Here is a 22,905-nt window from a genome sequence, read left to right on the forward strand (position 1 = left end):
TTTGAGCGCGAACAAAGTCTTGAGGGAACTTGTTGACACCTTGATGCAGATGCCAAAGGTTACTAGTGGTGATGTTAATAGGGTTAAGATGCAAGTTGCTGCGAAGTATCAGCTTGACAAGGTGCCGTCGAATTCTGAAATTATCCGTTTGCTCAAGCCAGATGAGAAAGGTAAGTTGTTGCCAGTTCTGCGGAGAAAAGCTACACGCACAATTTCTGGCGTGACTGTTGTTGCTGTTATGACGAAGCCTTATGCATGTCCACAACCACAGCCTTGTGCTTATTGTCCTGGTGGTCCGGTTTTTGGTGTGCCACAAAGCTATACGGGTTTTGAGCCTGCTGCGATGCGTGGTTTGCAGCATGGGTTTGACCCGTTTTTGCAGGTTAAAAGTCGTGTTGAGCAGTTGCGGGCGATTGGGCATAGTGTGGATAAAGTGGAGTTGATTGTGATGGGTGGGACTTTTCCTGCTACGCCTTTGGAGTATCAGAAGTGGTTTATGCAGCGTTGTTTAGATGCTATTACAGAGAAGGAGTCTGCGAATCTTGAGAAAGCGAAAAAGAATGCGGAAACGAGTAGAATTCGTAATGTTGGCGTAACTGTAGAAACGCGCCCAGATTGGGCTAAGGAAGTGCATGTGGATAACATGCTTGGCATGGGCGTGACGCGTGTGGAGTTGGGTGTTCAGAATCCTGATGATGCGGTTTATCGTTTGGTTGGTAGGATGCATAGTGTTGGGGATGTTGTGGATGCTACGCGGATAATGAAGGATGCTGGTTTGAAGGTTGCGTATCATTTGATGCCTGGAATGCCTGGTTCGGATTGGAAACGGGATTTGGAGGTTTTTAGGAGGGTTTTTTCTGAATCTGCGTTTAAGCCTGATATGGTTAAGATTTACCCTTGTTTGGTTTTGAAGGGAACAAAAGCGTATGAGTGGTATGTGAAGGGCGAGTATAAGCCATACACGAGTGAGGAAGCGGCTGAGCTTATTGTAGAAGTTAAGAAGATGGTGCCTTTTTGGGTTCGTGTTATGCGTGTTCAGCGGGATATTCCTGCTGGTCTGATTGTTGCTGGTGTTAAGCGTAGTAATTTGCGTCAGCTGGTTCAGGAGAAGCTTAAGGAACAGGGCATTAGGTGTGGGTGTATTCGTTGTAGGGAGGTTGGGCATAGAATGTTGGTGGATGGTGTGAAGGCTGATGCTGACAATGTGAAAATATTGGTTAGGCGTTATGCAGCGTCTGAGGGTGAGGAAGTATTTATTTCGGCTGAGGATGTGGAGAATGGCGTTCTGGTTGGGTATTTGCGTTTGCGTGTTCCATCAGCCAAAGCGCATAGACCAGAAATAAGGGCTGAGCCTTGCGCGGTTGTGCGTGAGTTGCATGTTTATGGACCATTAGTGCCCGTTGGAAAACGTTTTGCTAAAGCGTGGCAACATAAGGGTTATGGTGGTATATTGTTAAGTGAAGCTGAGCGTATAGCGAAGGAAGAGTATGGTTTTGAAAAGATTTTGGTTATCAGTGCTTTGGGAACAAAGCGGTATTATATGCGGTTTGGCTACGACTATGAAGGCGCATACATGTCAAAAAGGCTGAAGTAAGTGTGTTTTTGTGCTCGGCAAAAGCTATAGCCCCTCTATAGAGTGAAATAACTATTGACTTTGTCGTTCTAGCCAAGTGTCAAGTCATTTTGAAGTTTTCTATTGTTCTTAGCGTGCAAGATTGTCAGTAATTTGGGTAGTAAATACCTCTGAGGCATAGGTGAACGCTGGTGGGTTGCCAGTGGCGCTGTTGTAGAGAGGTTATCTCTGAGGTGGGGTAGAGTTGGTGTTGTGATGTGTACTTGCCAGAGTCCGCATGCAGAAGTGGGTAGTTTTCCTTGAAGGAGCAGCTGTTTCATGACCTCAGGATGGTACTGCTTGGACGTTGCAAGGTTATGGTTAGTGGGTTGTATCCTTCGAAGTTAAGGTGAAGCGTGTTAGGAATTGTTGATACGAGAATTTTGTTTAAATGAATTGTTTTTTAACCGAGATTGTTCCCTTCTACCATAAAAAGTAAAAGCTATGTGACTGAAAAAGGCTTGAGGTAAAATGCTTAAATAGGCTTCTATGCTATTTCTTTGGGAAACTCCGATGAATACTTCAACTGAAAACATACACTTTTTCAACACTTTAACACGGAAAAAAGAAAAGTTTGTTCCTTTAGAGAAAGGCAAAGTGAAAATGTACACATGCGGACCCACAGTTTACGATTACGCACACATAGGCAATTTCCGCGCTTTCATCTTTGAAGACCTACTACGGCGATGGCTTGAATACCGCGGTTTCCAAGTAACCCAGATCATGAACATCACAGACGTTGACGACAAAACAATAAAAGGCTCACGAAAAAAACAAATGCCAATAAAAGAATACACAGAATACTACACGAAAGCCTTCTTCGAAGACATAGAAGCTCTAAACATACAAAAAGCAACACTTTACCCAAAGGCCACAGAACATATCCCCGAGATGATATCCCTAATCAAGAAGCTTTTGGAGAAAGGCTACGCCTACAAAGGCGAAGACGGCTCCATCTATTACAGCATTTCAAAATTCAAAGACTATGGAAAACTTTCAAAAATCAAGATTGAAGAGCTCAAACCAGGCGCCAGAGTGAAAGTTGACGAGTACGAGAAAGAAGAAGCTCGCGATTTCGCATTATGGAAAGCGTGGGATGAAGAAGACGGCGACGTTTTCTGGGAAACTGAACTAGGCAAGGGAAGACCAGGATGGCACATTGAGTGTTCTGCAATGTCTATGAAATATCTTGGCGAAACATTTGACATTCATTGCGGCGGCGTGGACAACATGTTTCCGCATCATGAAAACGAAATCGCCCAGAGCGAAGCGGCAACAGGCAAAAAATTCGTTAATTACTGGCTTCACAACGAGCATTTGCTTGTTGAAGGCAAAAGAATGGCTAAGCGCTACGGCAACTATTACACTCTGCGGGACTTGTTAGCAAAAGGTTACAATCCCACGGCTATACGTTACTTGTTAATGTCAACCCATTATCGTCAACAGTTAAACTTCACATTCGAAGGGTTAGAAGCAGCAAAAAACGCAGTAGACCGCCTAACAAGTTTCACGCATAGGCTCTTGGATGCTGATGGAAAGGAAAGCGGAGAAAAAATAACGCAGCTAATGGCGCAAGTGCAGAAGAATTTCGAGGAAGCCATGGATGACGACTTAAACATAAGCGTCGCACTAGCCGCACTATTTGATTTTGTCAGAGAAGTCAACAAGCTCATGGATAATAATCTGCTCAGCAAGAAAGAAGCGGAAGAAGTCTACAACCTAATGTTACGCTTCGACAAAGTCTTGGGAGTAATAGGCGAAGCCAAAAAAGAAGAAAAACTTCCCGAAGAAGCGGAAGAACTCATCCGCAAAAGAGAAGAAGCCAGAAAAGCCAAAGACTGGAAAACAGCCGACAAAATCCGAGATCAACTCAAAGCCATGGGCGTGATTATTGAAGATACACCTCAAGGCGTGAAATGGCGAATTGAAAAACACTAAGCTTACATTTCTCAATTATGCTTTAAACTTTAGTTTTGGCGTGAATATTCCAATCATCCGTTGAATATTTTTCTTTACAGAGCCTCTCTGCAAGTTCACGCTCATAAGGGGTCAGTTCACCTTCCAGTAGTGGAACTTTCAAAGCCTTCTCGAAGCCTTTAACCAACGCTTGGTATGCTTCGTTTACTGAAACTTTCCTTTCAAGCTCCATCCTCAACGATGTTATCTTGTTCTTTGCCACATTCACAACCTGCATGCACGTTCTTGCCCAAGGGACACGTAGAAAAGTGAACATTTTCTCCAAGTCAACATCCAAAAGCAAAGTGCCATGCTGCAAAACAACTCTGCTTTTATGAGACTGTGCACTTCCAGAAATTTTCCTGCCTTTTACAGTAAGGTTTGGGCAGGTTTTCTCGTCGCCCGTGTTGAAGTCAGCGGTTACTCCAAGAATCTTTAAGGCTTCAACTATTCCCTCGTAGACTTTCGCATAAACAGCAGTTATGTCTTTGGCGTTTAAAGCGTCTTTTTTGGCGATTACGCTGTAGGTAATCTCGTCTTTAGCGTCGTGGTAGACCGTGCCGCCACCTGTTATTCGTCTAACCACGTCGACGCCATATTTTCTACAATTTTTCAAGTAAACCTCATTGCTAACATCTTGAAATTTGCCTATCGAAACAGCGGAGGGATTCCAACAATAAAACCTTAAAGTGTTTGGAGCTAAGTTTCTGATTCTGGCAGTTAATATAGCCTCGTCAACAGCCATATTCATGAACGCACAATGGGTTTCAAGCTTTAACAATCGCCACTTGTCCATTTGCAAGTCTCCGCTGCTTTATTTCCCTAATGCTTAGATGATTAATTTTTATGTTTTGTCTGTTTGAGCTTCTCAATAAATTATGAGTTTTATCTGCAAAATTTTTTGATGCTATGGCAATTTTGCATGTTACAGTTTAAATATTAGTGTTGTGATTACTCGTAGCGAAGGGAAAAACTAAGTATGGGTTCAAAATCGCCTAAAGGCGAATTCGCCGCAAGAAAACTCACAGAAAAACGGAACAAGTTCCGTTGGAGTAGCATGTACTATAAACGTCGAATGCTAATGCTGGACGTTAAAGCAGACCCGCTTGAAGGCGCACCCATGGCACGCGGCATAGTTCTTGAAAAAGTAGGTGTAGAAAGCAAGCAGCCTAACAGTGCCATACGCAAATGCGTTAGAACCCAACTCATAAAGAATGGACGGTCAATAACTGCTTTTCTGCCCGGAGACGGCGCATTAAATGTTGTCGACGAACATGACGAGGTAATTGTTGAAGGCATCGGCGGTTCACGTGGAAGAAGCATGGGAGACATTCCCGGTGTGCGCTGGAAAGTAATAATGGTTAATGGTGTCTCATTAAACGAGCTTGTTTACGGAAGAAAGCAGAAACCTGCACGGTGATAACGTTGAGCCAGAAGCAACAAGAAGAGAAGGAAATTAAATTTTTTGAGAAATGGAGTTACAAAGACATTCAGGTTAAGGATTTAGGTTTACAACGGTATATTTCTTTGAAACCGCTTGTTGTTCCGCACAGTATGGGAAGACATGAACACACGCGTTTTCGCAAAGCAAATGTCAACATAGTTGAACGTTTAGTAAACAATTTGATGCGTCCGGGAAAAAACGCGGGCAAAAAAGCGAAAGCCATGAACATCGTAAAACACGCGTTTGAAATCATCCATTTACGCACAGGCAAAAATCCAATAGAAGTGCTTGTGCGGGCTGTGGAGAATTCTGCGCCTTGCGAAGACACGACACGCATCAGCTACGGCGGAATAGTTTACCACTTATCAGTAGACATCGCTCCACAAAGACGCGTAGACTTAGCCTTAAGAAACATTTGCGAAGGAGCAAGACAAGCGTCGATAAACAATCCGCGTTCAATAGAAGAATGCCTTGCAGAGGAGCTTATTTTGGCTGCGAACCATGACATGAAAAGCTACGCGGTGTCGAAACGTCACGAAACAGAAAGAGTAGCCCAAGCATCAAGATAGCAACATGGACGCTTTTAATTATTTTAGATGAATCTCAACGATGTCTCCGTCTTCCAAAACAAACGATGCTCCTACCTTTTGTGGACTAAAAGTAAGGCGTTTCGCCCAAATTTTCGCAAAGTAAAAGTTTTCTTTGAAGTCGCTGTGAATGTTTTTGGCTAAATCGTAAACTGTTGCGCCCTTTTTTAAGACGAAGGGCTTCGTGGAATAGTCTTTCACGTTCGGCTCTTTAGTGTAAACCCGTATAATCTCAAGTGTCTTGAATAAAGTTTCACCTAACTTGTCTAAGCCGTATCCATTGTTGCACGAGACTGCAAGAATTGGCAGTTTTTCGCCCACATAAGCCCTTAAAAACATGAGATTTTCTTCTGCTCCAGCCAAGTCAATCTTGTTCGCAACAACAACCGCCGGCTTATACACAGTATTCTCAAAAATGGCATCTTCAACCTCATCAAGCGTAGCTTCGCCCGAAATCTTCACTACAGCGTCTCCAATCCGATAGCTTTTCAGAAGTTCCTCAACATCACGGAAACTACAGTCAACAAGCCTACCAAAAACAATTATCCGCAAACCAGCACCCATAAACTTCCGCTCAATCTCCACCTTCGCCTTGGGTTTGCTAACGAGAATCCGCGCTTTCTCTAACTCGCCCAAAACAAGAGACAACTGCTCCACGGGGTTCTGCGACAAATCCACCATCAAAACTAATCCATCAGCGTTTCGTGCCAAAGCTAAAGTTTGAAGCCCCCACGCTCTACCTTCTGCAGAACCTTCCATCAACGCTGGCGCTTCCAAAAGCTGAAATTGAACATCCTCAAAATTCATTATTCCAGGAACAGGCTCTCGCGTGGTGTAAGGCGCCGCTGAAACTTCAACTTTCGAGTTTGTAACTGCACCAAGCAAACTGCTTCTCCCGACATTCGTCACGCCCAAAAGCACAATTTGAGCCGCGCCTTCCTTCTCTATAAAATATTTCGGTCCGCCCTTTCCAGCACGCTTTCGCTTCTTCTCTTCCATTTCCTTGCGCATCACTGCAATCTGTTTTTTTATTTGACCCCGAAGCTTCAAAGTGCCCTTGTGCTTCGGAACTAAGCTTAGAAACTCTTGCATTCGCTGAAGCCTTTCCCGTGAGTTCTTTGTAGCTTCAACCTCTGCCCATTTCTTTTTTGCGTCAGGAGGCAAATTTGTCGGCATAAACCAAACGCGTCCAATACTGATTTCGAAATTTTACTCTAATATTTGTTTCCACAACATCATACTCATCAAGCCGCAGTATCATAAAAAGATTAAAATAATTGAATGAACAGTTGTGTAAACGAATTCACTAAAATTTAGAGGAGAAAAATTAAAAATAAGGAGGAAAAAGAATGAGCAGACCAGAAAAGCCGCACTTAAACCTAGTAATCATGGGACACGTTGACCATGGAAAATCAACAACCACAGGACACTTGCTATACTTGGCAGGAGCCGTAGACGACAGAACAATAAAGGCTTTCGAAGAAGAAGCCAAAAAAATGGGAAAAGAAACCTTCAAGTTCGCATGGGTTCTCGACAATCTAAAAGAAGAAAGAGAAAGAGGCTTAACAATTGACCTTCGATTCCTAAAGTTCGAAACCAAAAAATACTACTTCACAGTTATCGACGCGCCGGGACACAGAGACTTCGTCAAAAACATGATAACAGGCGCAAGCCAAGCTGACGGTGCAATACTCTTTGTTTCAGCAAAAAGAGGCGAATTCGAAGCTGGCATCGGACCTGGCGGACAAACCCGAGAGCACGCGTTCTTGGCTTTCACCTTGGGCGTTAACCAACTGGTTGTAGCCATTAACAAGATGGATGATGTTTCTGTCAACTGGAGCCAAGACAGATACAACGAAGTCAAAAATGAAGTTTCAAGAATGCTTAAGATGGTTGGTTACAAAGTTGAGAAAATCCCCTTCGTGCCAACATCCGGCTGGACGGGCGACAACCTTGTCAAGAAAAGCGACAAAATGCCCTGGTACACTGGACCAACATTAATTGATGCTTTAGACACTTTCGAGGTTCCTCCAAAACCAACAGGCAAACCATTGCGCATTCCAATTCAAGACGTTTACAGCATTACTGGCGTAGGCACAGTTCCAGTAGGCAGAGTGGAAACAGGAACGTTGAAAGAAAACGACGTTGTCATATTCATGCCAGCAAACAAGCAAGGCGAAGTGAAATCTTTAGAAATGCACCACACAAGAATACCCAAAGCTGAGCCAGGCGACAACATTGGATTCAACGTCAGAGGCATTGCAAAAACGGACATTCGCCGCGGAGACGTCTGTGGACACGTTACAAATCCGCCAACAGTAGCTAAAGAGTTCATCGGACAAATAATTGTCATCTATCACCCGACGGCTGTTGCGGCCGGATACACACCAGTTCTGCACTATCACACGGGACAAGTTGCATGCCGATTCACTGAACTGATAAAGAAGATTGACCCACGTTCTGGACAAGTTGTAGAAGAAAAGCCGACATTTCTAAAGACGGGAGATGCAGCTTGGGTGAGAATGGAGCCTTTACATCCAATCGCCATCGAGACTTACACTGAATTTCCCGAGCTTGGAAGGTTCGCAGTGAGAGACATGGGAACAACGATTGCTGCCGGCGTGGTTAAAGAGATTACGAAGAAAGGACCATAAAATTTCTTTTCTTCTATTTTTATATTTGTATTTCACATTTTTCATAGTTTCTCGTGTTATGCTCAAGTTTTATCAATAAGTAACCCTAAGTTCTCATGTGACGCCTTTAAAAAGAGAGTTGGTGCTATGTCTGGAACTGAAACGTTGCTTCCATATTTGAAGGAAAAGAAAACCGAAGAGCAAGAACAGCCAACAATAATTGTTGACAGTCGCGAGGCGAATACGGCGGCAAAAATTGTTAAAGGTCTTAGGGAACGCGGTGTCAACGTTAAAATTGAAACTTTAGAGAAAGGCGACTACATTTTATCTGATATGTGTGCTGTGGAAAGAAAAACTGTTCAAGACTTTGTCTATACGCTTACTAGGCGTTACCTTTTCGAGCAATTGTTTAAGCTGAAAGAGGTTTATCCTAAATCGTTAATCGTTTTGGAAGGGTATCTGCCAATAATTTACAAGTTCAGCCGAATCCAGCCGGTTTCGGTTTGGGGCGCCATGTTTAACCTCGCAAAAAACGGCATAGCCATGGTCAATACAACCTCATACAAGGAAACAGTGGATTTTCTATACGTTGCCGCCCGCCAAGAGCAAATAGTTGAAAAAAGGCATCCAACGATTCATCCAATCAAAAAGTGCGAAACAATAGAAGATGCTCAAATATACTTGATTGCAAGTTTGCCACTGGTTGGAAGAGAAAAAGCCATATCGATCCTCAAGACCTACCAGACACCCCTAAACGCGCTGATAAATGTGGACGATTGGCCTAAAACAGTATATGGACTTGGACCAGTAATAAGCGGCAAAGTTAAAGAAGTGCTAAACACTCCTTTCAGAGGGTGAAAAAGCAATATGGACGTGGAAGTTTCTCCGACGCGAAAAGTCAGCATACTAGGCTTAGATAAACGCTCAGTCAACGACATCGTATGGTGCGCCACAACATTCGGCGCGAATAGGCTTTACTGGATAGACGGATATGTTTTATGCTTGGAAGTTTACGAGAAATCCTTCGAGCATGAGCTGAAGAAGAAAGAATTTCCAATAAGCCAAATCTGCTACGCGAAATTTCCGAAATACGAGAAAATCTACGAAGTGGAAAAGAGCCTTCAGCTTCCAATAGTTAACGTTTCAGACATGAAAATCTTCAAGAGCATTCTTGAAGCAATTTTGAAAAATGAAAACGAAAACGAGCAAAAATAGAACGGTCGAAGCCGCTTAAAGTTTTGGCTTATATTTCTGTACGTATTCGTAGCCAAGTTTGAATGCTTTAATGTTCGTGTCTAAATGTTTGGTGGGCACAAGCTCTTTCAAAGCTTCTATGATGCTTTCGTCTTTTACTGGCATCTTTTTCGTGGCAGCTAAAGCGCCGATTAACACGACGTTTTCTGTTAGGATGTTTCCGGCTTCTTTCGCTAGTTTTGCAGCTTCTACGATGATGATGTTTTTTGTGAAACTGCAAATTTTGTTGATTATTTCTTTCAAGCTTGGGTATTCCATCTTTTTCGCGGTGAGTTCGGTTGGCGTAATCCGTTCATCACTCATTATAACTGTTGTCTTTTCCGAAGCGAGATTCACACTGCGTAGAGTCTCTAAAGGCTCAAATCCTAAAAGTACATCTGCTTTTCCATCTAGAAACGTGGAAGCCAAAACGTTTTCTCCAATTCTCACGTTGGAAACTACTGCTCCGCCTCTCTGCGCCATCCCGTGAATCTCGCTTACTCGAACATTCAACCCTTCTTTGAGAGCTGCTGTTCCAAGAATCTCCGCTGCTAGAAGTATGCCTTGTCCGCCCACTCCAGTCAAAACAATGTTGAATTCCTTCATTTCCAACACTTCTTTAACCTATCTCCTCACATTTTATAGCTTGGTATGGACAAACCGAAGCGCATAACCCGCACCCAATACAAAGAGCCTCGTTAATGCCCGCTTTTCCATCTACCAAAACCAAAGCTGGACAACCCAACAATTTAATGCATGCCATACAATTCGTGCATTCCTCGGTTATTTTGCAAACCATTATTTTTGCGCCCTTGCGTCTCCTATCTCTAACCACCATTAAGGCACAAGGAGAACGAAAAACAACAACGGAAGGACCGGAATGTTGTAAGGCTTCCTTCAAAACTGCCGTTGCCTCTTTAACTTTGAATGGGTTAACAACTCTGACGTATTTTACGCCGCATCCTTCAGCGACTTTTTCAATTAGCACTTTTTCTGTTGGAACGCCCATGCCTGTCACGCCGGTTCCTGGGTGTGGCTGATGTCCTGTCATCGCGGTTGTTTGGTTGTCTAAAACTGCTAAGGTTATTTTGTGGTTGTTGTAGACGGCGTTGATTAATCCTGGAATGGCTGCGTGGAAAAATGTTGAATCGCCAATAATTCCAATAGTGTCTTTTCCTGTCACTTTGTTTATGCCCTGCGCCATGCTCACGCTTGAGCCCATACACAAGAAGCCATCACCAATGCTTAGTGGCGGCGCAAATCCTAAAGCGTAGCAGCCTATGTCGTTTGGATAAACTGCTTTGCCATCAGTGGCTTTCTTTATCACGTAGAATGAGGCTCTGTGAGGGCATCCAGCGCATAAGATTGGCGGTCTACGCGGCAAATCCTTCAAAACTTCAGCATATTTCTTATCAATCTCTTCAAAGTTTATTGGCAATTTTCTTCTTGTTATCTTTGCTAAGCCAACCACTACTGTACGTGTAGAAAGTTCGCCGTCTCTTGGAAAATACGGCGTACTCATTTTCCCATAAATTTTCACGTTTGGAGCGTAATCCTTAGCTATGGCTTTAACTTGCATTTCCAGATAAGGCTCAAGCTCTTCAACAACAACGATTTTCTTGTGTTTCTTCAAGAAAGCTCCTATCAGCTTTTCTGGCAGTGGATGCGTCATGCCTAGTTTGAGGACGCTGGCGTCTAAATCTAACGCGTCTATAGCTTCAATGGCGTAGTTGAACGCTGCACTTGCAGAGATTACGCCAAGCTTGCCGCTTTTACTTTTGCGTATTATGGTGTTATATTGTAATGTTTCGCTGAGTTCCTTAGCCTTCTCCGCTTTCTTCAGTAGAACAGTATGCATTGGTCTGGAATTTGCTGGAACCAAATTCATGCGTTTTATGTCTCTGACAAATTCGCCTTTGAGGTTTGGCTTCGTAAGCTTGCCGTAAATTACTGGTCCACGTGTGTGACTTACACGAGTCATGGTTCTAAGCAAAACTGGAAGCTCTAATTTTTCTGAAATTTCAACCGCGGAAACTGTCATGTCTTTGGCTTCTTGAGCATTTGAAGGCTCCAAACATGGAAGATTCGCAAGCAAAGCGTAAAAACGGTTATCTTGCTCGTTCTGGGAACTGTAACATTCTGGGTCGTCTGCCGTGACAATTACGCATCCGCCTTTTACACCCATATACGCCAACGTCACAAGCGCGTCTGCAGCAACATTCAATCCTACATGCTTCATTGCAGAAAGCGACCGCACACCACAGTTTGCAGTTGCCGCAGCAACTTCTACGGCAACCATCTCGTTAATTGAATACTCCATATAAACGCCCGCTTCAGCCGCAATTTCACTGATCGAATCCGCTATTTCAGACGCCGGCGTGCCAGGATAAGTGGTTACCACGCTTATGCCAGCTTCTAAGATTCCTCTGGCTATCGCTTCGTTGCCAAGCAAAAGCGCCCGTTTATTTGGCGCATCTTGCAATAGTAAACGTGAATCAGGCAAACATTTTCTCCTCAGCTCGTGTAGAAGTCGTTCATTCTTTTGGCTTCAAATATAACTTTTGGTGATTCAACGCGAAAAGCAATCTTGAACCGAAAGAATTATTAAAACGCGATTAGGATACACAGCTTTCATTCGTGAGGTTTGTCATCATGTCCATAAAATTGTCTAATGGAAAAGAAATCCCGATTGAAATGCACAAGACGCGGATGGTGCAAAAAATTTCTTTGCCGCCAGTTGACCAGCGCCTCAAAGCCATAGAAGAGGCGGGCTACAACACTTTCCAGCTTAAGACTAAAGACGTGTTTCTCGACATGCTCACTGACAGTGGCGTAAACGCGATGAGTGACAACCAATACGCTGCCATGATGCGGGTTGACGACGCCTACGCAGGCAGCATGACCTTTTACGAGTTCGCAGACGCAGTAAAAGACGTTTTAGGATACAAATACGTGATGAATGTTCACCAAGGAAGAGCCGCGGAACATTTAATCTCCAAAGTGTTCGCGAAACCCGGCGACGTGGTTCCGACAAACTATCATTTTACTACAACTAAGGTTCACATTGAATTGACTGGTGGAGCCGCATGCTTAGAAATTTACTATGATGAAGCGTTGAAAACGGAAAGCACTAACCCGTTTAAGGGCAACATGGACCCACAAAAACTGAAAAACGTGATTAAAAAGTATGGAAAAGAAAAAGTAGCTTACGTGCGCATGGAAGCAACAACTAACCTTCTTGGCGGTCAACCATTCTCAATGCAGAATCTCAAGGAAATCAAACAAATCTGTAAGGAGCACGGCTTAATCCTCGTTTTAGACGGAAGCCTAATCAGCGAAAACGCCTATTTAATAAAGCAACGCGAAAAAGGCTACGAAAACAAAACAGTCGCGGAAATAGTCAAAGAAATGTGCAGTTACGCTGATATTTTCTACATGAGTGGAAGGAAAAACACGTGCGTCAGAGGCGGCTGCATAGCAACAAACAATAAGGAACTGTTTGAAAAGTTGCAGCCTTGGCTTCCAGTTTACGAAGGCTTCTTCACTTACGGCGGAATGTCTCAAAGGGAAGTCGCCGCCATGGCTGTAGGAATGCGCGAGATGGTAGACTTAGAAATGGCTGGCTGTGCAATAGAACAAATAAAATACTTTGTAAATAGACTGAAGGAAACCGGAATTCCAGTAGTTACACCTCCAGGCGGGTTGGCTTGCCACTTGGACGCAAAGAAGTTTTTGCCGCACATTCCTCAATCAGAGTATCCAGCTGGCGCGTTGACTGCTGCGCTTTACATTGTTTCGGGCATTCGGAGCATGGAAAGAGGCACAATTTCGATGGAAAGAGACAAGGATGGAAAGGAAGTCTTCGCTGATTTGGAATTGACGAGGCTTGCGCTTCCAAGAAGAGTCTACACCATATCACACATTGAATACGCGGTGGATAGGATAAACTGGCTTTATAAGCATAGAAACTTAGTGAAAGGCTTAAAATTCGTTTTTGAACCACCAGTGTTGCGTTTCTTCCTTGGAAAACTAGAAGCTTTAGACAACTGGGGAAGAAACTTAGCTGAAGTATGCAAAAAAGAAATAGGCGACCACTAAACTCTTTCCAACACTATTCTTTTTTTAACGTCAAACTGGCATCGCTCTTTTTATTTATATTCAAATTTGCTAGTGGTTATTTTTCTGTTTGTAGTTTAACTTGCTACTACTTTGGTTTCCTATGAGATATCCTATGGAATATTCTGTAGAATGTTTTTTGAAGAAGCCGAAAAAGAAGGGTGATTTGTTGGAGTTTTCTTTTTGGTGGTGTTTTGGGAATGTGTTATTTTACTTTTTGATTCTTCTATATGTGGGTTCCATAAGTCTTATATGGGTTAACTGCACAATTGTATTCATTGCTAATGCTGCGCCATTGTCGAAGGCAAAGGCGATTCCATGGAGATTCCAAACTTTAAAACTTGGAAAACTGTGGTTTTGTTGTCGATAATAGTGGTGCCGGTGGGTTTGTTTGTGACGTTTAAATTGACAGAGAGAACAAGCGAGCCGCAGACAATAGCTGAGACAGCAACGTTGGAACCGGTTAGGTGGGAATTTGAAAGACCCGCGTACACTGCTGGGGTTACAGAGAATCTTGAGTGGGAGAATCTTACGGCGGCTTTTTGTGGCAGCGATTATCTTATGAGTTCGAGGGTGACGATTTATACTTGCGTTGGAGATTGGGATGGCGCTTGGGATTCTCCATTTGGTGGCCAAGTTCTTTGGATAAGCGTCTCAGCAAACATCTCCCTTCCAAGCGGTTATATTACCTATGGAAATGTAAGCTTCCTGGAAGATCGTGAAAAATCCTCAAAAATATCCTTTTATAGTTTTCAGCGCAGCCTTAACGACTATGACAATATGACCTTTACGTTTAGCTGGCTTTCCCCAGTCAGCTACGCCCACGGTCTGCGGGGAAAACAAAAGGCTTACTTCAACATGATAGGCCTAAACGCGCCGAGAGAGGCAAGTTTCTGGAGAATCTTCTATTGGATCCTTTACAGTCCATATAATCAAACTCACACTTTGAAAATAGACATCCAATTTACATATTTTAATGGCACGGTCTACAAGAGGGTTATTCAGCCTTTCGTGCTGAAGGTTTTTCCGGATGACAACAACAGTTTCGAAACTGCAGAAGAATTAAGCGTAAACCAAACCCGCAGAGCCTACATAGAATACTATAGTCTTGGCAATGACATTGTGGATTACTATAAAGTTTGGCTACAAAAAGGTACCACAGCAAACTTTCAACTAAACTATCTTGACAAAGCAGGAATAGAAATGTATGTTTACAGCCCAAAAAAGCAAATTGAAGCATGCCTTGTCTGCCGTGTAAATGAAACATTAAGTCAACTAACATTGAACATCGAAGAAACAGGCTGGTGGTATATAAAAATTGATGCAGGCTCAGCCGAATTCATATACACTGTTACAGTTACAACGCAAAGTGATGAAGCGTGAAAAGTCGCCATAGAATATCTGCCTTTACTATAATCAACCTTTCTAATGCCATACCCAACTAGTCAAATACAAGCCTACATCTTCACAATCGAAGGATGCAACATGCTAAAACAATAAAACCACAGACTGCCACCTTTTTATCTTGTTTGACAAAATAAACAAAAGAATGAGGATAAATGTTTATTTGCCTTTGAATGTTGGTTTTCTTTTCTCTGTAAACGCCGCAACGCCTTCTTGCAAGTCTTCTGTCGACGCAACCACACCGAAGCCTTCCCGTTCCAAAGCCAACGCAGCATCCAAGCTTATCTCTGAACCCTTATTGATTAATGCTTTAGCAACCTTAAGCGCTACAGGAGCTTTTGACGCTAACTCCAAAGCAAATTGCCTCACAGTTTCTCGAAACTTGTCAGCGGGAACAACCATGTTCACAATACCAAGCTGCTCAGCCGTTTTTGCATCAATCATCTTTCCAGTATAGACCAGTTCTTTGGCTTTTCCAACACCCACCAAACGCGTAAGCCGCTGCGTTCCACCCCAACCAGGAATCAAGCCAATATTGATTTCTGTTTGTCCCATCCTAGAGTTTTCCGAAGCAATACGCAAGTCGCATGACATGGCAACTTCTAAGCCGCCGCCCAAAGCGTAACCGTTTATTGCGGCTATGACGGGTTTTTCCAAATTTTCAAATGCAAGACAGAGTTTTTCACCCATCAAAGAAAGCTCTCTCGCTTTCAACGCGTTCATGCCCTTCATGGCTTTAATGTCCGCGCCCGCTGAGAACGCTTTTTCGCCGGCGCCAGTTAACACAACAACGCGCACATTCTCGTCATTTCGAGCGTCTTCTACAGCTTGCAAAACCTCTTCTACAACTTCTCTGCTGAACGCGTTTAATGCTTCCGGACGGTTTAAGGTGATTGTGGCTACGCCTTCACTTTTCTCGTAAATTATAAGTTTAAACTCCATTTTTGCATGCACTCCTATTTTTGTGTCCAATCGTAGAAGCCCTTACCAGTTTTTCTTCCAAGCAACTGCGCTTTAACCATCTGCTTCAATCCAGTGTGTGGATGAAACTTCGGGTCTATTTCCTTCTCCAAAATTTCCGCGATTGCCAATGTCGTGTCCGCCCCTATGTAATCCAAAAGCATCAGCGGTCCCATGGGCCAGTTTAAGCCCAGCCTTATGGCTTTGTCTATGTCATCTCTGTCAGCCACGCCTTCCCAGTATAAGGCGACTGCCTCGTTTAAGGCTGGAATTAATATACGGTTCACGATGAAGCCGGGACAATCTTTCTTGACTAGAACGGTTTCTTTTCCCATTTTCTGCGCAACCGCAAGCACTGTTTGTATGGTTTCCTCGGAAGTTTTTGCGCCTTTAATGACCTCGATGAGCTTCATTAGTTGTGGCGGGTTGAAGAAGTGCATTCCGCAGACTTTTTCTGGACGTTTGGTTGTTGAGCCCAATTCGGTTATGCTTATTGACGAAGTGTTTGAGGCAATTATTGCATGGGATGGCGCGTATTGGTCCACTTCGCGGTATGTGGCTTTTTTGAGTTCAACATTTTCTGTCACTGCTTCAATAATAAGGTCCACATCAGAAACTGCTTTTTTCAAGTCCACCGTAGGGTGTATTCTGCCAAGGATTTCGTTGACTTGCGCTTCTGTTAGTTGCCCTTTTGCTTGGAACTTTTGTAGGCTAGTTTTTATCATTTGCATGCCGTTGTCTACGAAGCGTTGTTCAATGTCACGCAAGTTTACTTCGTATCCGGACTGCGCGGCTACTTGACATATGCCGTGTCCCATTAAACCCGCGCCTAAAACTGCGATTTTCTTAACTTCCATAACATTTTCACCTTTCATGTTTGAGAAATATTTGCTGGTTGTTTTGTTAAAAAGGTTTTTCAAACAAAAACGGAATATTTAAGCGTCAACGCGCAAGTTTTCGCGTAAGTTAGAGCATCTACGTCCTTAGATTTTCTGGTGGAAAAGCTAAAATTTTCAAGCACCATTTGTTTTGTTAGTGTTATTATGGCGAACCACATGGCGATTGGCAAGTCTAAAATGAATTCATACGTGAAAGACGGCAAAGCTTTAGTTAGCAAAGTAAGCGGTACCGCAAATGTTAAGGAAAGCATTTTGAAAGCTGTAAACTTGATTGGCGGCTTCAACAAAGCCATTAAAAAAGGCGATGATGTTCTTTTGAAGCCTAATTTTAACACTGCTGACCCTCCGCCTGCATCCAGCGACCCAGAATTTGTTAAGGCAGTTATTGAATTGTTGTTTGAGCATGGTGCTGGAAAGGTTGTTGTTGGCGAGTCTTCTATGTTTTCGCTTCACACGAGAAACGTGTTCAAGGAAACTGGAATGCTAAGTAAGGCAGAAGAAGCAGGTGCTGAGTTGGTATTTTTTGACGAAGGCAGATGGGTTAAAGTCCCCACGGGCGGCAAATGCCTCAAAACAGTCAGTTTACCCGAAACTGCATTGAATGCAACGAAACTTGTTTACGTGTGCTGTATGAAAGCGCATAAGTTTGCAAAGTTCACTTTGAGCTTAAAATTGGCTGTTGGTTTTATGAAGCCGAGCGAGCGGATGCTTTTGCACATGAGGCATTTGGAAGAGAAAATTGCTGATTTGAACCTTGTTGTGCGTCCAAGCCTAATAATAATGGATGGAAGAAAGTGTTTCATAAATGGTGGACCAGCATGTGGCGAACTTCGAGAACCAAACATTGTGCTTGCTTCTGGCGACAGAGTAGCCATCGATGTTGAAGCATTAAGAATTATTGAAGGCTACGAGGGCGCTAGTCTGAAAGAAGACCCGTGGAGTTATACACAAATACATAGAGCCGTGGAGCTTGGGTTGGGCGTTAAGAACGAGCAGGAATACGCGGTTATAAGCGAATAGAAATCATAAACCTATTTCAGACGCTACCGCTTTCAGTCCGTTAAGCGCAATCTCAAAAAACTTCTCTCTCGGAATCCCAATTTCTTCGCAGACAAGTATACGTTCTCTTTCAGCCCCTCTCGCAAAATCCTTGTCCTTAAACTTTTTCGCAACAGTCTCCACTTTTACGTCCGCCACCTTCTTCGACGGCATTACTAAGGCACATGCAACCAGCAACCCCGAAATTGCATCACTGGCAATTAACGCCTTCTCCATCTTTGTCTCAGGCATAACACCAGTATAGCGAAAGTTGTGCGCCTTAATAGCCTTAATAAGCTCTTCTGGAACGAGCCCTTTGAGAATTTGTTCAGTTAGCAGACTATGCGTTTCTGGTGTCGCTTCAGTCTTTTCATAGTCAATGTCATGTAGCAATCCTATAAGTGCCCATTGCTCTTCATCTTCGCCCAAATATTTCGCTATACCCCGCATTATGGCTTCAACTGCAAGCATATGAAAGAAAACATTCTTTTTTGAAACATTATTGTTAACTAGCTTAAGCGCTTCGTTTCGAGTTAACATAACATCACATTAACCCTAATTTAAACATTTCAAAAGAAAAGAAGCATGAAGTAATATATAACAAGATTGCAGATTTTCTTAGATATAAAAGAGTTTCATGCAATAAAGATATATGTCTCGTGAATGCACATAAATTAGTGAACATGGATCTAAATCTTGAATCATGGAAGAAAATAGGCATAGTTGTTCTATGCATATTTATTTTTGATGTTCTCATTGTTCTTTTTACGAGCGGAAGCTCTTTCTGGGGAAACAAACCCGCAAAAGTTGTTTTCAGCGACTTACTTTTCTTTGAGGGAATAATAGTCTTTGGAATAGGCGCTTTAATCGCATCCGGCTATTCAGCGCTACGCATGGAACGTTGGCAATCTCTGTACGCAAGTCCTGGCGGATATGCAGATTATTTAAGGGAGCAACGTAAAAAGCAAGTTTCCTTTGGAATAGTCTGCATGTTTGTTGGAGCGTTATTAGTGCTTTTGGCTGTTGCGGTCTTATATTTAGGTTGATTTCTGGGCATTGCTTGGTGCTTTTTACTATAGCTAAAGAGTGTTAGGGTGTTGTGTTATTCAAACTCACCATATATTTGGTTAGGCGCAAGAATATCCGGATGTCTCTTTTTTAGGAGAAGACGTGCTGCATAACACAGGTGACACGCATCAGCGTAAGCTTCCTCATGTGATAAACCGAACTTTTCAACCAAAGCTACAGGACCGCCTCGAACCAGAGGCTCAAGGATTGGATTGTCGTAGGGGTTGTATTCTTCAATTATTTTTGCGAAGGGCTTTTGCCAAGCGTTGCCGATTGAGATGCCTTGACAAACGTGTACGTATCCGAAGGGGTCTATGTGTACTCTTTCTTGGTTAGCGAAGTTTTCATATGGGCATTTAGTGAATTCATGCCAAGGCTTTAGGACTACATTTTGTGGCAGTTTTGAAAATGCTCTGCCTTTATACATTAACTCGCATAAATCAACTTTTGCCCCTTCAATCTCTTTCGGGCACGGTTTCGTGGCGTGTGGGTCTTTGATGGCAAGTATGTCTGCTTTCATTTGTAGCGTATGCGCTGCTTTTACAGCGTTTCTTACTGTTTCAGTTTCCCAGTTTTCTCCATGGTAAAGGTCACTGCTTAAGGTTAGCTCAACATTTTTGATTTTTGCTATTGGCTGCAACCATTCCACAGCGTCGTCTATACACGTAGCCCAGTAACAGTTTGAAAGAATTTCAACGCGAAAACCAAGTTCTGCAGCTTCTGAAGCCGCTTTGACCATTATAGGGTGGTATAGGAAGGGTTCACCGCCTTCTATGGCGACGTAGTTTACGGTTTGTAGCTTTTTTGCTTCTGCCAAGATGTTTCTGATTTGTTCAAGTGTGAAGGTACCTTTTGCTTTGGGGCTTCCCCAGACAAAACAGTGGTCACATTCTAGGTCGCATTTGTAAGTGAGAAGAAAATGAACTCCTTTTAAACTCAACAATTACACCAATTAGAGTTTAACATGGTAGAATATGTAAATCTTGCCGAAAAGCGTTTGTTGTGAAGATGGAAATATAGGCAAAATATATAATTGCGGTTGGATTCCTTTTGCTTTCAATGTTAGGTGTAAAGCATTAATGACTTTGACAAAGCCTAAAATCACTTGGAAAAACATTGTTTTGCCAGCAGCAGGTCTATTGGCTTTTTTTCTGTATCTGTATTTCTTTAATGTGGATATTCCAGAAATAATTGCAATTGCTCAGCGTATTGATGTTTCTGTTTATTTTTTGGCGATTGTGACGGTTTTGTTTGAGACGTTTTTCTTTTCTTTGTCGTGGTATTTTTTGGTCACGTTTCTTTCGGTGAAGCTTTCCATTGTGAGGGCTTTCATGTATGTTTGGTATGGAATTTACATTGACATAATCATTCCTGCAGAGTCGATAAGTGGAGAAGTTTCAAGAGTCTACCTAATTGAGAGAGAACAGAACGGAACCACTGGAAAAGTTGTTGCTTCTGTTGTTGTTCAGAGACTCATGGGTATGGCTGTCAACATCATAAGTCTGCTTCTAGGTATAAGCGTCCTAGTATTGCAAGAACGCGTTAGTGGGGTCCTAATCAACCTAACGTTACTGTTGACCGCTGTAATTACTATTTTTCTTGTATTGCTGATTCTTTTGTGTTTTAAGGAGACGTGGACGCTGAAGATTGTTGAAGGCGGAATAAGACTAATTGAGTTTTTGACTCGTGGGCACTGGAAACTTACAAGAATAAAGGATGAAGTGACAAAAATGACTAGAATGTTTCACGGGTCAATCAAAGAGTACGGTCATGCGCCTAAAAGCCTTTCTCTATCCTTAGTCTTTAACGTTTTATCGTGGCTTTCCAGTTTCGGAGTAGCCTATCTCGTGTTTTTATCCATGCATTTCCCGATTAGTTGGAGCGTGATAGTTGTTACATGTTCAATAATTGTCGCCATTCAATCCATTCCTTTGGGCGTTCCGTTTGAGGCTGGGCTTCCAGAAATAACGATGGCGTCACTTTTTCAATGGCTAACCCCTAATATGACGATGGACATCGCGGCAACCGCAACAATCTTAATACGTATTCTAACTGTTTGGCTCAGGTTTTTCATAGGGTTCGCCGTGCAGCAGTGGCTTGAAATTAAAGCAATAACAACGAAAAAGATGACCTAAATGGAAGTCACAATAGAAGACGCGTCAATCCAACACTTAGATAGGCTATATGAAATCGAAATGGAATGCTTCGACAAAGAAGCCTTTACAAAACAGCAAATTGCCGATTTACTAACAGATTACAATTCTGTAGGTTTGGTTGCAAAAATAAACGGCAAGATAGTCGGCTTCGTCATAGGAATGTTATACGTGGAAAGAACAGCATTGGCAGGACATATTTTAACAATAGACGTTTCAACCGTCTACCGAAAAAAAGGAATAGCACAAAAACTTTTACATGAACTTGAAAAAATCTTCAAGGAAAAAGGTGCTAAAACATGCCATCTTGAAGTACGCGAAGACAATATCGCCGCGTTGAGGCTTTATCAGAAGCTTGGATACAAGAAAGTTGCGCGTCTCAAAGGCTATTATAAAGATGCAAATGGAATATACCTAAGAAAGAGCTTAACCTAACTTTAACAGATTCAGCTTTGTTTTTTCGTCAAAGACTCTCTGTAAGTTCACTCCAGCGCCCTCAATTATCACAAGCTCCACTGTGGCGCCAACATGAGAATCCTTCATCAAATGTCCGCCATAAGCTCTGCCTTCCTCATCTGAAACAACCAGATGCGCATGAACTATTATCTCGCCTTTTTCATTAACAGCGATGTTTCCCATACCCGAGGCAATTTCTAATGGGCCATCCAATCGAATAGACTTGTATTGTCCTTCTTTGTAATATCCCAGCACTGCATCTTTTAAGCTTCCAATAAAGATGAGAACTCCAGCTTTTACACCGCTTTCTTCCACTCGCTTCTTTATGGCTTCAGCTAAATCCTCATCTTCCAGTATGCGCGAAAAATAAATTTTTCCAACTTGTCCCTTAAGCATATTCTCCACCATTTCTAGGCTTGTTTATTTTAGGGTTCTTCTTTTGTGTTTTGGTGTTTCTAAAGGTTTTGAGCGCAAACCCTAAAAGGCTCAATGCCTAAGATTATTGGTTGTGAAGGCAATTTGACTGGGAGAAAGAGTAGCGACACGCAAGGCTTAGTTAGGGCTATTGTAGTTTTACTTCGCAACACCACTTGGCGATGCGGAAGACTAGAACGCTCAATAGTTAACCACCTGCACAAAAGAACTGCGGGATTTGGAAAACCTGAAATGCCCGTGAAAGACATGCTTCAAACTTTCCAAGTGACAGGCAAAAAGAAGAACGAATTTTTAGACGCGATTAGGCGGTTGGAAAGAAGGAATATAATAAGAATCTTGAAGTTCTGACCATCCGTAAACTTAAATACTATTAGAAAAGCCCTTTTTTCTAGGATTTTTCCAAGAGTTCCTTTGCGTTTGCAATCCATTTTTCAGTGATTTTTGGCGAAATCTTCAGTTTTGCGCCTAAATCGTTTGCTGAAGCCTTAGCTAAGTCTTCAACAGTGTGTATTCCTAAGGCTTTTAATTGTGCTGCTCTCTTTTCTTTGATGCCTTTTACCGTTGTAAGCTCGATTTTTGGTGGTGCCACTTCGACAACCGTTTCGGGTTTTGTCTCTTGCACAACCTCCGTAGTAGCCGATACTTGTGGCGGTGGTGGAGCTTCGATGGTCGCGGCTCTTGCTTTTGGTCTTAGCGTATAGCCTAACCCTAAGAATAGAAGACCGAATACTGCTGTAGTTACAGCTGACAGCTCTCTTAATTCAAATGGATAGACGGCGAATATTCCGGTCACAATGAACAATATTATTGCTACTCCGTAAAGGGCGTAATCTGAACGCATACTAGTCTTCTCCCTAACCCTCTATGTTCTATGGATTGGTTTAAATAATTTTCTGAATTTTAAAAGGTGA

The 22,905-nt window shown here is 42.7% G+C and carries 24 protein-coding genes; 14 read left to right on the forward strand and 10 right to left on the reverse strand.

Features of this window, described 5'->3' with window-relative positions:
- Window position 1: 1 nt before the first annotated feature.
- The gene (locus QXW63_01310; GenBank protein MEM3460536.1) at window positions 2–1,594 is read left to right on the forward strand and encodes a tRNA uridine(34) 5-carboxymethylaminomethyl modification radical SAM/GNAT enzyme Elp3; all 1,593 of its coding nucleotides are present in this window, start codon (window positions 2–4) and stop codon (window positions 1,592–1,594) included.
- Window positions 1,595–2,125: 531 nt separating this feature from the next.
- The gene (gene cysS / locus QXW63_01315) at window positions 2,126–3,550 is read left to right on the forward strand and encodes a cysteine--tRNA ligase (protein ID MEM3460537.1); all 1,425 of its coding nucleotides are present in this window, start codon (window positions 2,126–2,128) and stop codon (window positions 3,548–3,550) included.
- 22 nt (window positions 3,551–3,572) lie between these two features.
- Here the strand turns inward: cysS and QXW63_01320 are convergent, their stop codons facing one another.
- Window positions 3,573–4,364, reverse strand: coding sequence for a biotin/lipoate A/B protein ligase family protein (locus tag QXW63_01320; GenBank protein ID MEM3460538.1), 792 nt, complete (start codon window positions 4,362–4,364; stop codon window positions 3,573–3,575).
- Between the two features lie 183 nt (window positions 4,365–4,547).
- Here QXW63_01320 and QXW63_01325 point away from each other — a divergent pair, with 183 nt between their 5' ends.
- Together QXW63_01325 and QXW63_01330 are read left to right on the forward strand one after the other, a co-directional pair.
- Window positions 4,548–4,988 (forward strand): 30S ribosomal protein S12, encoded by a 441-nt coding sequence (locus tag QXW63_01325; protein ID MEM3460539.1) that lies wholly within the window; start codon window positions 4,548–4,550, stop codon window positions 4,986–4,988.
- Window positions 4,989–4,993: 5 nt separating this feature from the next.
- Entirely contained in the window at window positions 4,994–5,581 is a 588-nt protein-coding gene (locus QXW63_01330) for a 30S ribosomal protein S7 (GenBank protein MEM3460540.1), read from the forward strand.
- Between the two features lie 18 nt (window positions 5,582–5,599).
- On the opposite strand, the gene QXW63_01335 is transcribed toward QXW63_01330, so the two are convergent.
- Window positions 5,600–6,775, reverse strand: a complete 1,176-nt coding sequence (locus QXW63_01335; GenBank protein ID MEM3460541.1) for a TGS domain-containing protein — start codon at window positions 6,773–6,775, stop codon at window positions 5,600–5,602.
- Between the two features lie 173 nt (window positions 6,776–6,948).
- Here QXW63_01335 and tuf point away from each other — a divergent pair, with 173 nt between their 5' ends.
- The 3 genes from tuf to QXW63_01350 all read left to right on the forward strand — a co-directional run bounded on the left by tuf (window position 6,949) and on the right by QXW63_01350 (window position 9,447).
- Window positions 6,949–8,253: a translation elongation factor EF-1 subunit alpha gene (gene tuf / locus QXW63_01340; GenBank protein MEM3460542.1), complete on the forward strand. Its 1,305-nt coding sequence runs from the start codon at window positions 6,949–6,951 to the stop codon at window positions 8,251–8,253.
- A gap of 126 nt (window positions 8,254–8,379) precedes the next feature.
- On the forward strand, window positions 8,380–9,090 hold the full coding sequence (locus QXW63_01345; GenBank protein MEM3460543.1) for an ERCC4 domain-containing protein: 711 nt from the start codon (window positions 8,380–8,382) through the stop codon (window positions 9,088–9,090).
- Window positions 9,091–9,099: 9 nt separating this feature from the next.
- Window positions 9,100–9,447, forward strand: coding sequence for a hypothetical protein (locus QXW63_01350; GenBank protein MEM3460544.1), 348 nt, complete (start codon window positions 9,100–9,102; stop codon window positions 9,445–9,447).
- Window positions 9,448–9,462: 15 nt separating this feature from the next.
- Here the strand turns inward: QXW63_01350 and iorB are convergent, their stop codons facing one another.
- Together iorB and iorA are read right to left on the reverse strand one after the other, a co-directional pair.
- On the reverse strand, window positions 9,463–10,071 hold the full coding sequence (gene iorB / locus QXW63_01355; GenBank protein MEM3460545.1) for an indolepyruvate ferredoxin oxidoreductase subunit beta: 609 nt from the start codon (window positions 10,069–10,071) through the stop codon (window positions 9,463–9,465).
- Window positions 10,072–10,084: 13 nt separating this feature from the next.
- Window positions 10,085–11,968 (reverse strand): indolepyruvate ferredoxin oxidoreductase subunit alpha, encoded by a 1,884-nt coding sequence (gene iorA / locus QXW63_01360; protein ID MEM3460546.1) that lies wholly within the window; start codon window positions 11,966–11,968, stop codon window positions 10,085–10,087.
- Between the two features lie 149 nt (window positions 11,969–12,117).
- Between iorA and QXW63_01365 the strand changes: the two genes are divergently transcribed.
- Window positions 12,118–13,563 (forward strand): tryptophanase, encoded by a 1,446-nt coding sequence (locus tag QXW63_01365; GenBank protein ID MEM3460547.1) that lies wholly within the window; start codon window positions 12,118–12,120, stop codon window positions 13,561–13,563.
- Between the two features lie 336 nt (window positions 13,564–13,899).
- Window positions 13,900–14,964: a hypothetical protein gene (locus tag QXW63_01370; GenBank protein ID MEM3460548.1), complete on the forward strand. Its 1,065-nt coding sequence runs from the start codon at window positions 13,900–13,902 to the stop codon at window positions 14,962–14,964.
- A gap of 180 nt (window positions 14,965–15,144) precedes the next feature.
- Here the strand turns inward: QXW63_01370 and QXW63_01375 are convergent, their stop codons facing one another.
- Together QXW63_01375 and QXW63_01380 are read right to left on the reverse strand one after the other, a co-directional pair.
- Window positions 15,145–15,927 (reverse strand): enoyl-CoA hydratase-related protein, encoded by a 783-nt coding sequence (locus tag QXW63_01375; protein MEM3460549.1) that lies wholly within the window; start codon window positions 15,925–15,927, stop codon window positions 15,145–15,147.
- A gap of 14 nt (window positions 15,928–15,941) precedes the next feature.
- Complete coding sequence (locus tag QXW63_01380; GenBank protein MEM3460550.1) at window positions 15,942–16,802, reverse strand: 3-hydroxyacyl-CoA dehydrogenase family protein; 861 nt, start codon at window positions 16,800–16,802, stop codon at window positions 15,942–15,944.
- 198 nt (window positions 16,803–17,000) lie between these two features.
- On the opposite strand from QXW63_01380, the gene QXW63_01385 reads away from it, so the two are divergent.
- Window positions 17,001–17,864 (forward strand): DUF362 domain-containing protein, encoded by an 864-nt coding sequence (locus QXW63_01385; GenBank protein ID MEM3460551.1) that lies wholly within the window; start codon window positions 17,001–17,003, stop codon window positions 17,862–17,864.
- A gap of 3 nt (window positions 17,865–17,867) precedes the next feature.
- Here the strand turns inward: QXW63_01385 and QXW63_01390 are convergent, their stop codons facing one another.
- A complete protein-coding gene (locus tag QXW63_01390; GenBank protein ID MEM3460552.1) occupies window positions 17,868–18,422 on the reverse strand; it encodes an HDIG domain-containing protein in 555 nt (184 codons plus the stop codon).
- A gap of 143 nt (window positions 18,423–18,565) precedes the next feature.
- Between QXW63_01390 and QXW63_01395 the strand changes: the two genes are divergently transcribed.
- Entirely contained in the window at window positions 18,566–18,928 is a 363-nt protein-coding gene (locus QXW63_01395; protein MEM3460553.1) for a hypothetical protein, read from the forward strand.
- Window positions 18,929–18,984: 56 nt separating this feature from the next.
- Here QXW63_01395 and QXW63_01400 read toward each other — a convergent pair whose 3' ends face one another.
- Window positions 18,985–19,890, reverse strand: coding sequence for a radical SAM protein (locus tag QXW63_01400; GenBank protein ID MEM3460554.1), 906 nt, complete (start codon window positions 19,888–19,890; stop codon window positions 18,985–18,987).
- A gap of 139 nt (window positions 19,891–20,029) precedes the next feature.
- Here QXW63_01400 and QXW63_01405 point away from each other — a divergent pair, with 139 nt between their 5' ends.
- Window positions 20,030–21,085 carry a lysylphosphatidylglycerol synthase transmembrane domain-containing protein gene (locus tag QXW63_01405; protein MEM3460555.1) on the forward strand — a complete coding sequence of 352 codons (1,056 nt, stop codon included), beginning with the start codon at window positions 20,030–20,032 and terminating at the stop codon, window positions 21,083–21,085.
- Window positions 21,086–21,538 carry a ribosomal protein S18-alanine N-acetyltransferase gene (rimI, locus tag QXW63_01410; protein MEM3460556.1) on the forward strand — a complete coding sequence of 151 codons (453 nt, stop codon included), beginning with the start codon at window positions 21,086–21,088 and terminating at the stop codon, window positions 21,536–21,538.
- On the opposite strand, the gene QXW63_01415 is transcribed toward rimI, so the two are convergent.
- Window positions 21,530–21,955: a DNA-binding protein gene (locus QXW63_01415; protein ID MEM3460557.1), complete on the reverse strand. Its 426-nt coding sequence runs from the start codon at window positions 21,953–21,955 to the stop codon at window positions 21,530–21,532. The two genes, rimI and QXW63_01415, sit on opposite strands and share 9 nt — an antisense overlap.
- 93 nt (window positions 21,956–22,048) lie before the next feature.
- Between QXW63_01415 and QXW63_01420 the strand changes: the two genes are divergently transcribed.
- Window positions 22,049–22,342 carry a hypothetical protein gene (locus QXW63_01420; GenBank protein ID MEM3460558.1) on the forward strand — a complete coding sequence of 98 codons (294 nt, stop codon included), beginning with the start codon at window positions 22,049–22,051 and terminating at the stop codon, window positions 22,340–22,342.
- A 40-nt stretch (window positions 22,343–22,382) separates the two neighbouring features.
- Here QXW63_01420 and QXW63_01425 read toward each other — a convergent pair whose 3' ends face one another.
- The gene (locus tag QXW63_01425) at window positions 22,383–22,835 is read right to left on the reverse strand and encodes a hypothetical protein (protein ID MEM3460559.1); all 453 of its coding nucleotides are present in this window, start codon (window positions 22,833–22,835) and stop codon (window positions 22,383–22,385) included.
- Between the last annotated feature and the right edge of the window lie 70 nt (window positions 22,836–22,905).

The organism is Candidatus Bathyarchaeia archaeon (genome assembly GCA_038873195.1).
Taxonomy (GTDB): Archaea; Thermoproteota; Bathyarchaeia; order Bathyarchaeales; family Bathycorpusculaceae; genus DSLH01.

Coding starts and splice junctions, on each gene's coding strand:
- QXW63_01390 (MEM3460552.1), bottom strand. CDS start 18,422: ATGTTAACTCGAAACGAAGCGCTTAAGCTAGTTAACAATAATGTTTCA.
- QXW63_01375 (MEM3460549.1), bottom strand. CDS start 15,927: ATGGAGTTTAAACTTATAATTTACGAGAAAAGTGAAGGCGTAGCCACA.
- tuf (MEM3460542.1), top strand. CDS start 6,949: ATGAGCAGACCAGAAAAGCCGCACTTAAACCTAGTAATCATGGGACAC.
- iorB (MEM3460545.1), bottom strand. CDS start 10,071: ATGAAGGAATTCAACATTGTTTTGACTGGAGTGGGCGGACAAGGCATA.
- QXW63_01395 (MEM3460553.1), top strand. CDS start 18,566: ATGGATCTAAATCTTGAATCATGGAAGAAAATAGGCATAGTTGTTCTA.
- QXW63_01320 (MEM3460538.1), bottom strand. CDS start 4,364: ATGGACAAGTGGCGATTGTTAAAGCTTGAAACCCATTGTGCGTTCATG.
- QXW63_01370 (MEM3460548.1), top strand. CDS start 13,900: ATGGAGATTCCAAACTTTAAAACTTGGAAAACTGTGGTTTTGTTGTCG.
- QXW63_01350 (MEM3460544.1), top strand. CDS start 9,100: ATGGACGTGGAAGTTTCTCCGACGCGAAAAGTCAGCATACTAGGCTTA.
- QXW63_01425 (MEM3460559.1), bottom strand. CDS start 22,835: ATGCGTTCAGATTACGCCCTTTACGGAGTAGCAATAATATTGTTCATT.
- QXW63_01380 (MEM3460550.1), bottom strand. CDS start 16,802: ATGGAAGTTAAGAAAATCGCAGTTTTAGGCGCGGGTTTAATGGGACAC.
- QXW63_01415 (MEM3460557.1), bottom strand. CDS start 21,955: ATGCTTAAGGGACAAGTTGGAAAAATTTATTTTTCGCGCATACTGGAA.
- QXW63_01385 (MEM3460551.1), top strand. CDS start 17,001: ATGGCGATTGGCAAGTCTAAAATGAATTCATACGTGAAAGACGGCAAA.
- QXW63_01405 (MEM3460555.1), top strand. CDS start 20,030: ATGACTTTGACAAAGCCTAAAATCACTTGGAAAAACATTGTTTTGCCA.
- QXW63_01345 (MEM3460543.1), top strand. CDS start 8,380: ATGTCTGGAACTGAAACGTTGCTTCCATATTTGAAGGAAAAGAAAACC.
- QXW63_01335 (MEM3460541.1), bottom strand. CDS start 6,775: ATGCCGACAAATTTGCCTCCTGACGCAAAAAAGAAATGGGCAGAGGTT.
- QXW63_01325 (MEM3460539.1), top strand. CDS start 4,548: ATGGGTTCAAAATCGCCTAAAGGCGAATTCGCCGCAAGAAAACTCACA.
- QXW63_01420 (MEM3460558.1), top strand. CDS start 22,049: ATGCCTAAGATTATTGGTTGTGAAGGCAATTTGACTGGGAGAAAGAGT.
- QXW63_01365 (MEM3460547.1), top strand. CDS start 12,118: ATGTCCATAAAATTGTCTAATGGAAAAGAAATCCCGATTGAAATGCAC.
- cysS (MEM3460537.1), top strand. CDS start 2,126: ATGAATACTTCAACTGAAAACATACACTTTTTCAACACTTTAACACGG.
- rimI (MEM3460556.1), top strand. CDS start 21,086: ATGGAAGTCACAATAGAAGACGCGTCAATCCAACACTTAGATAGGCTA.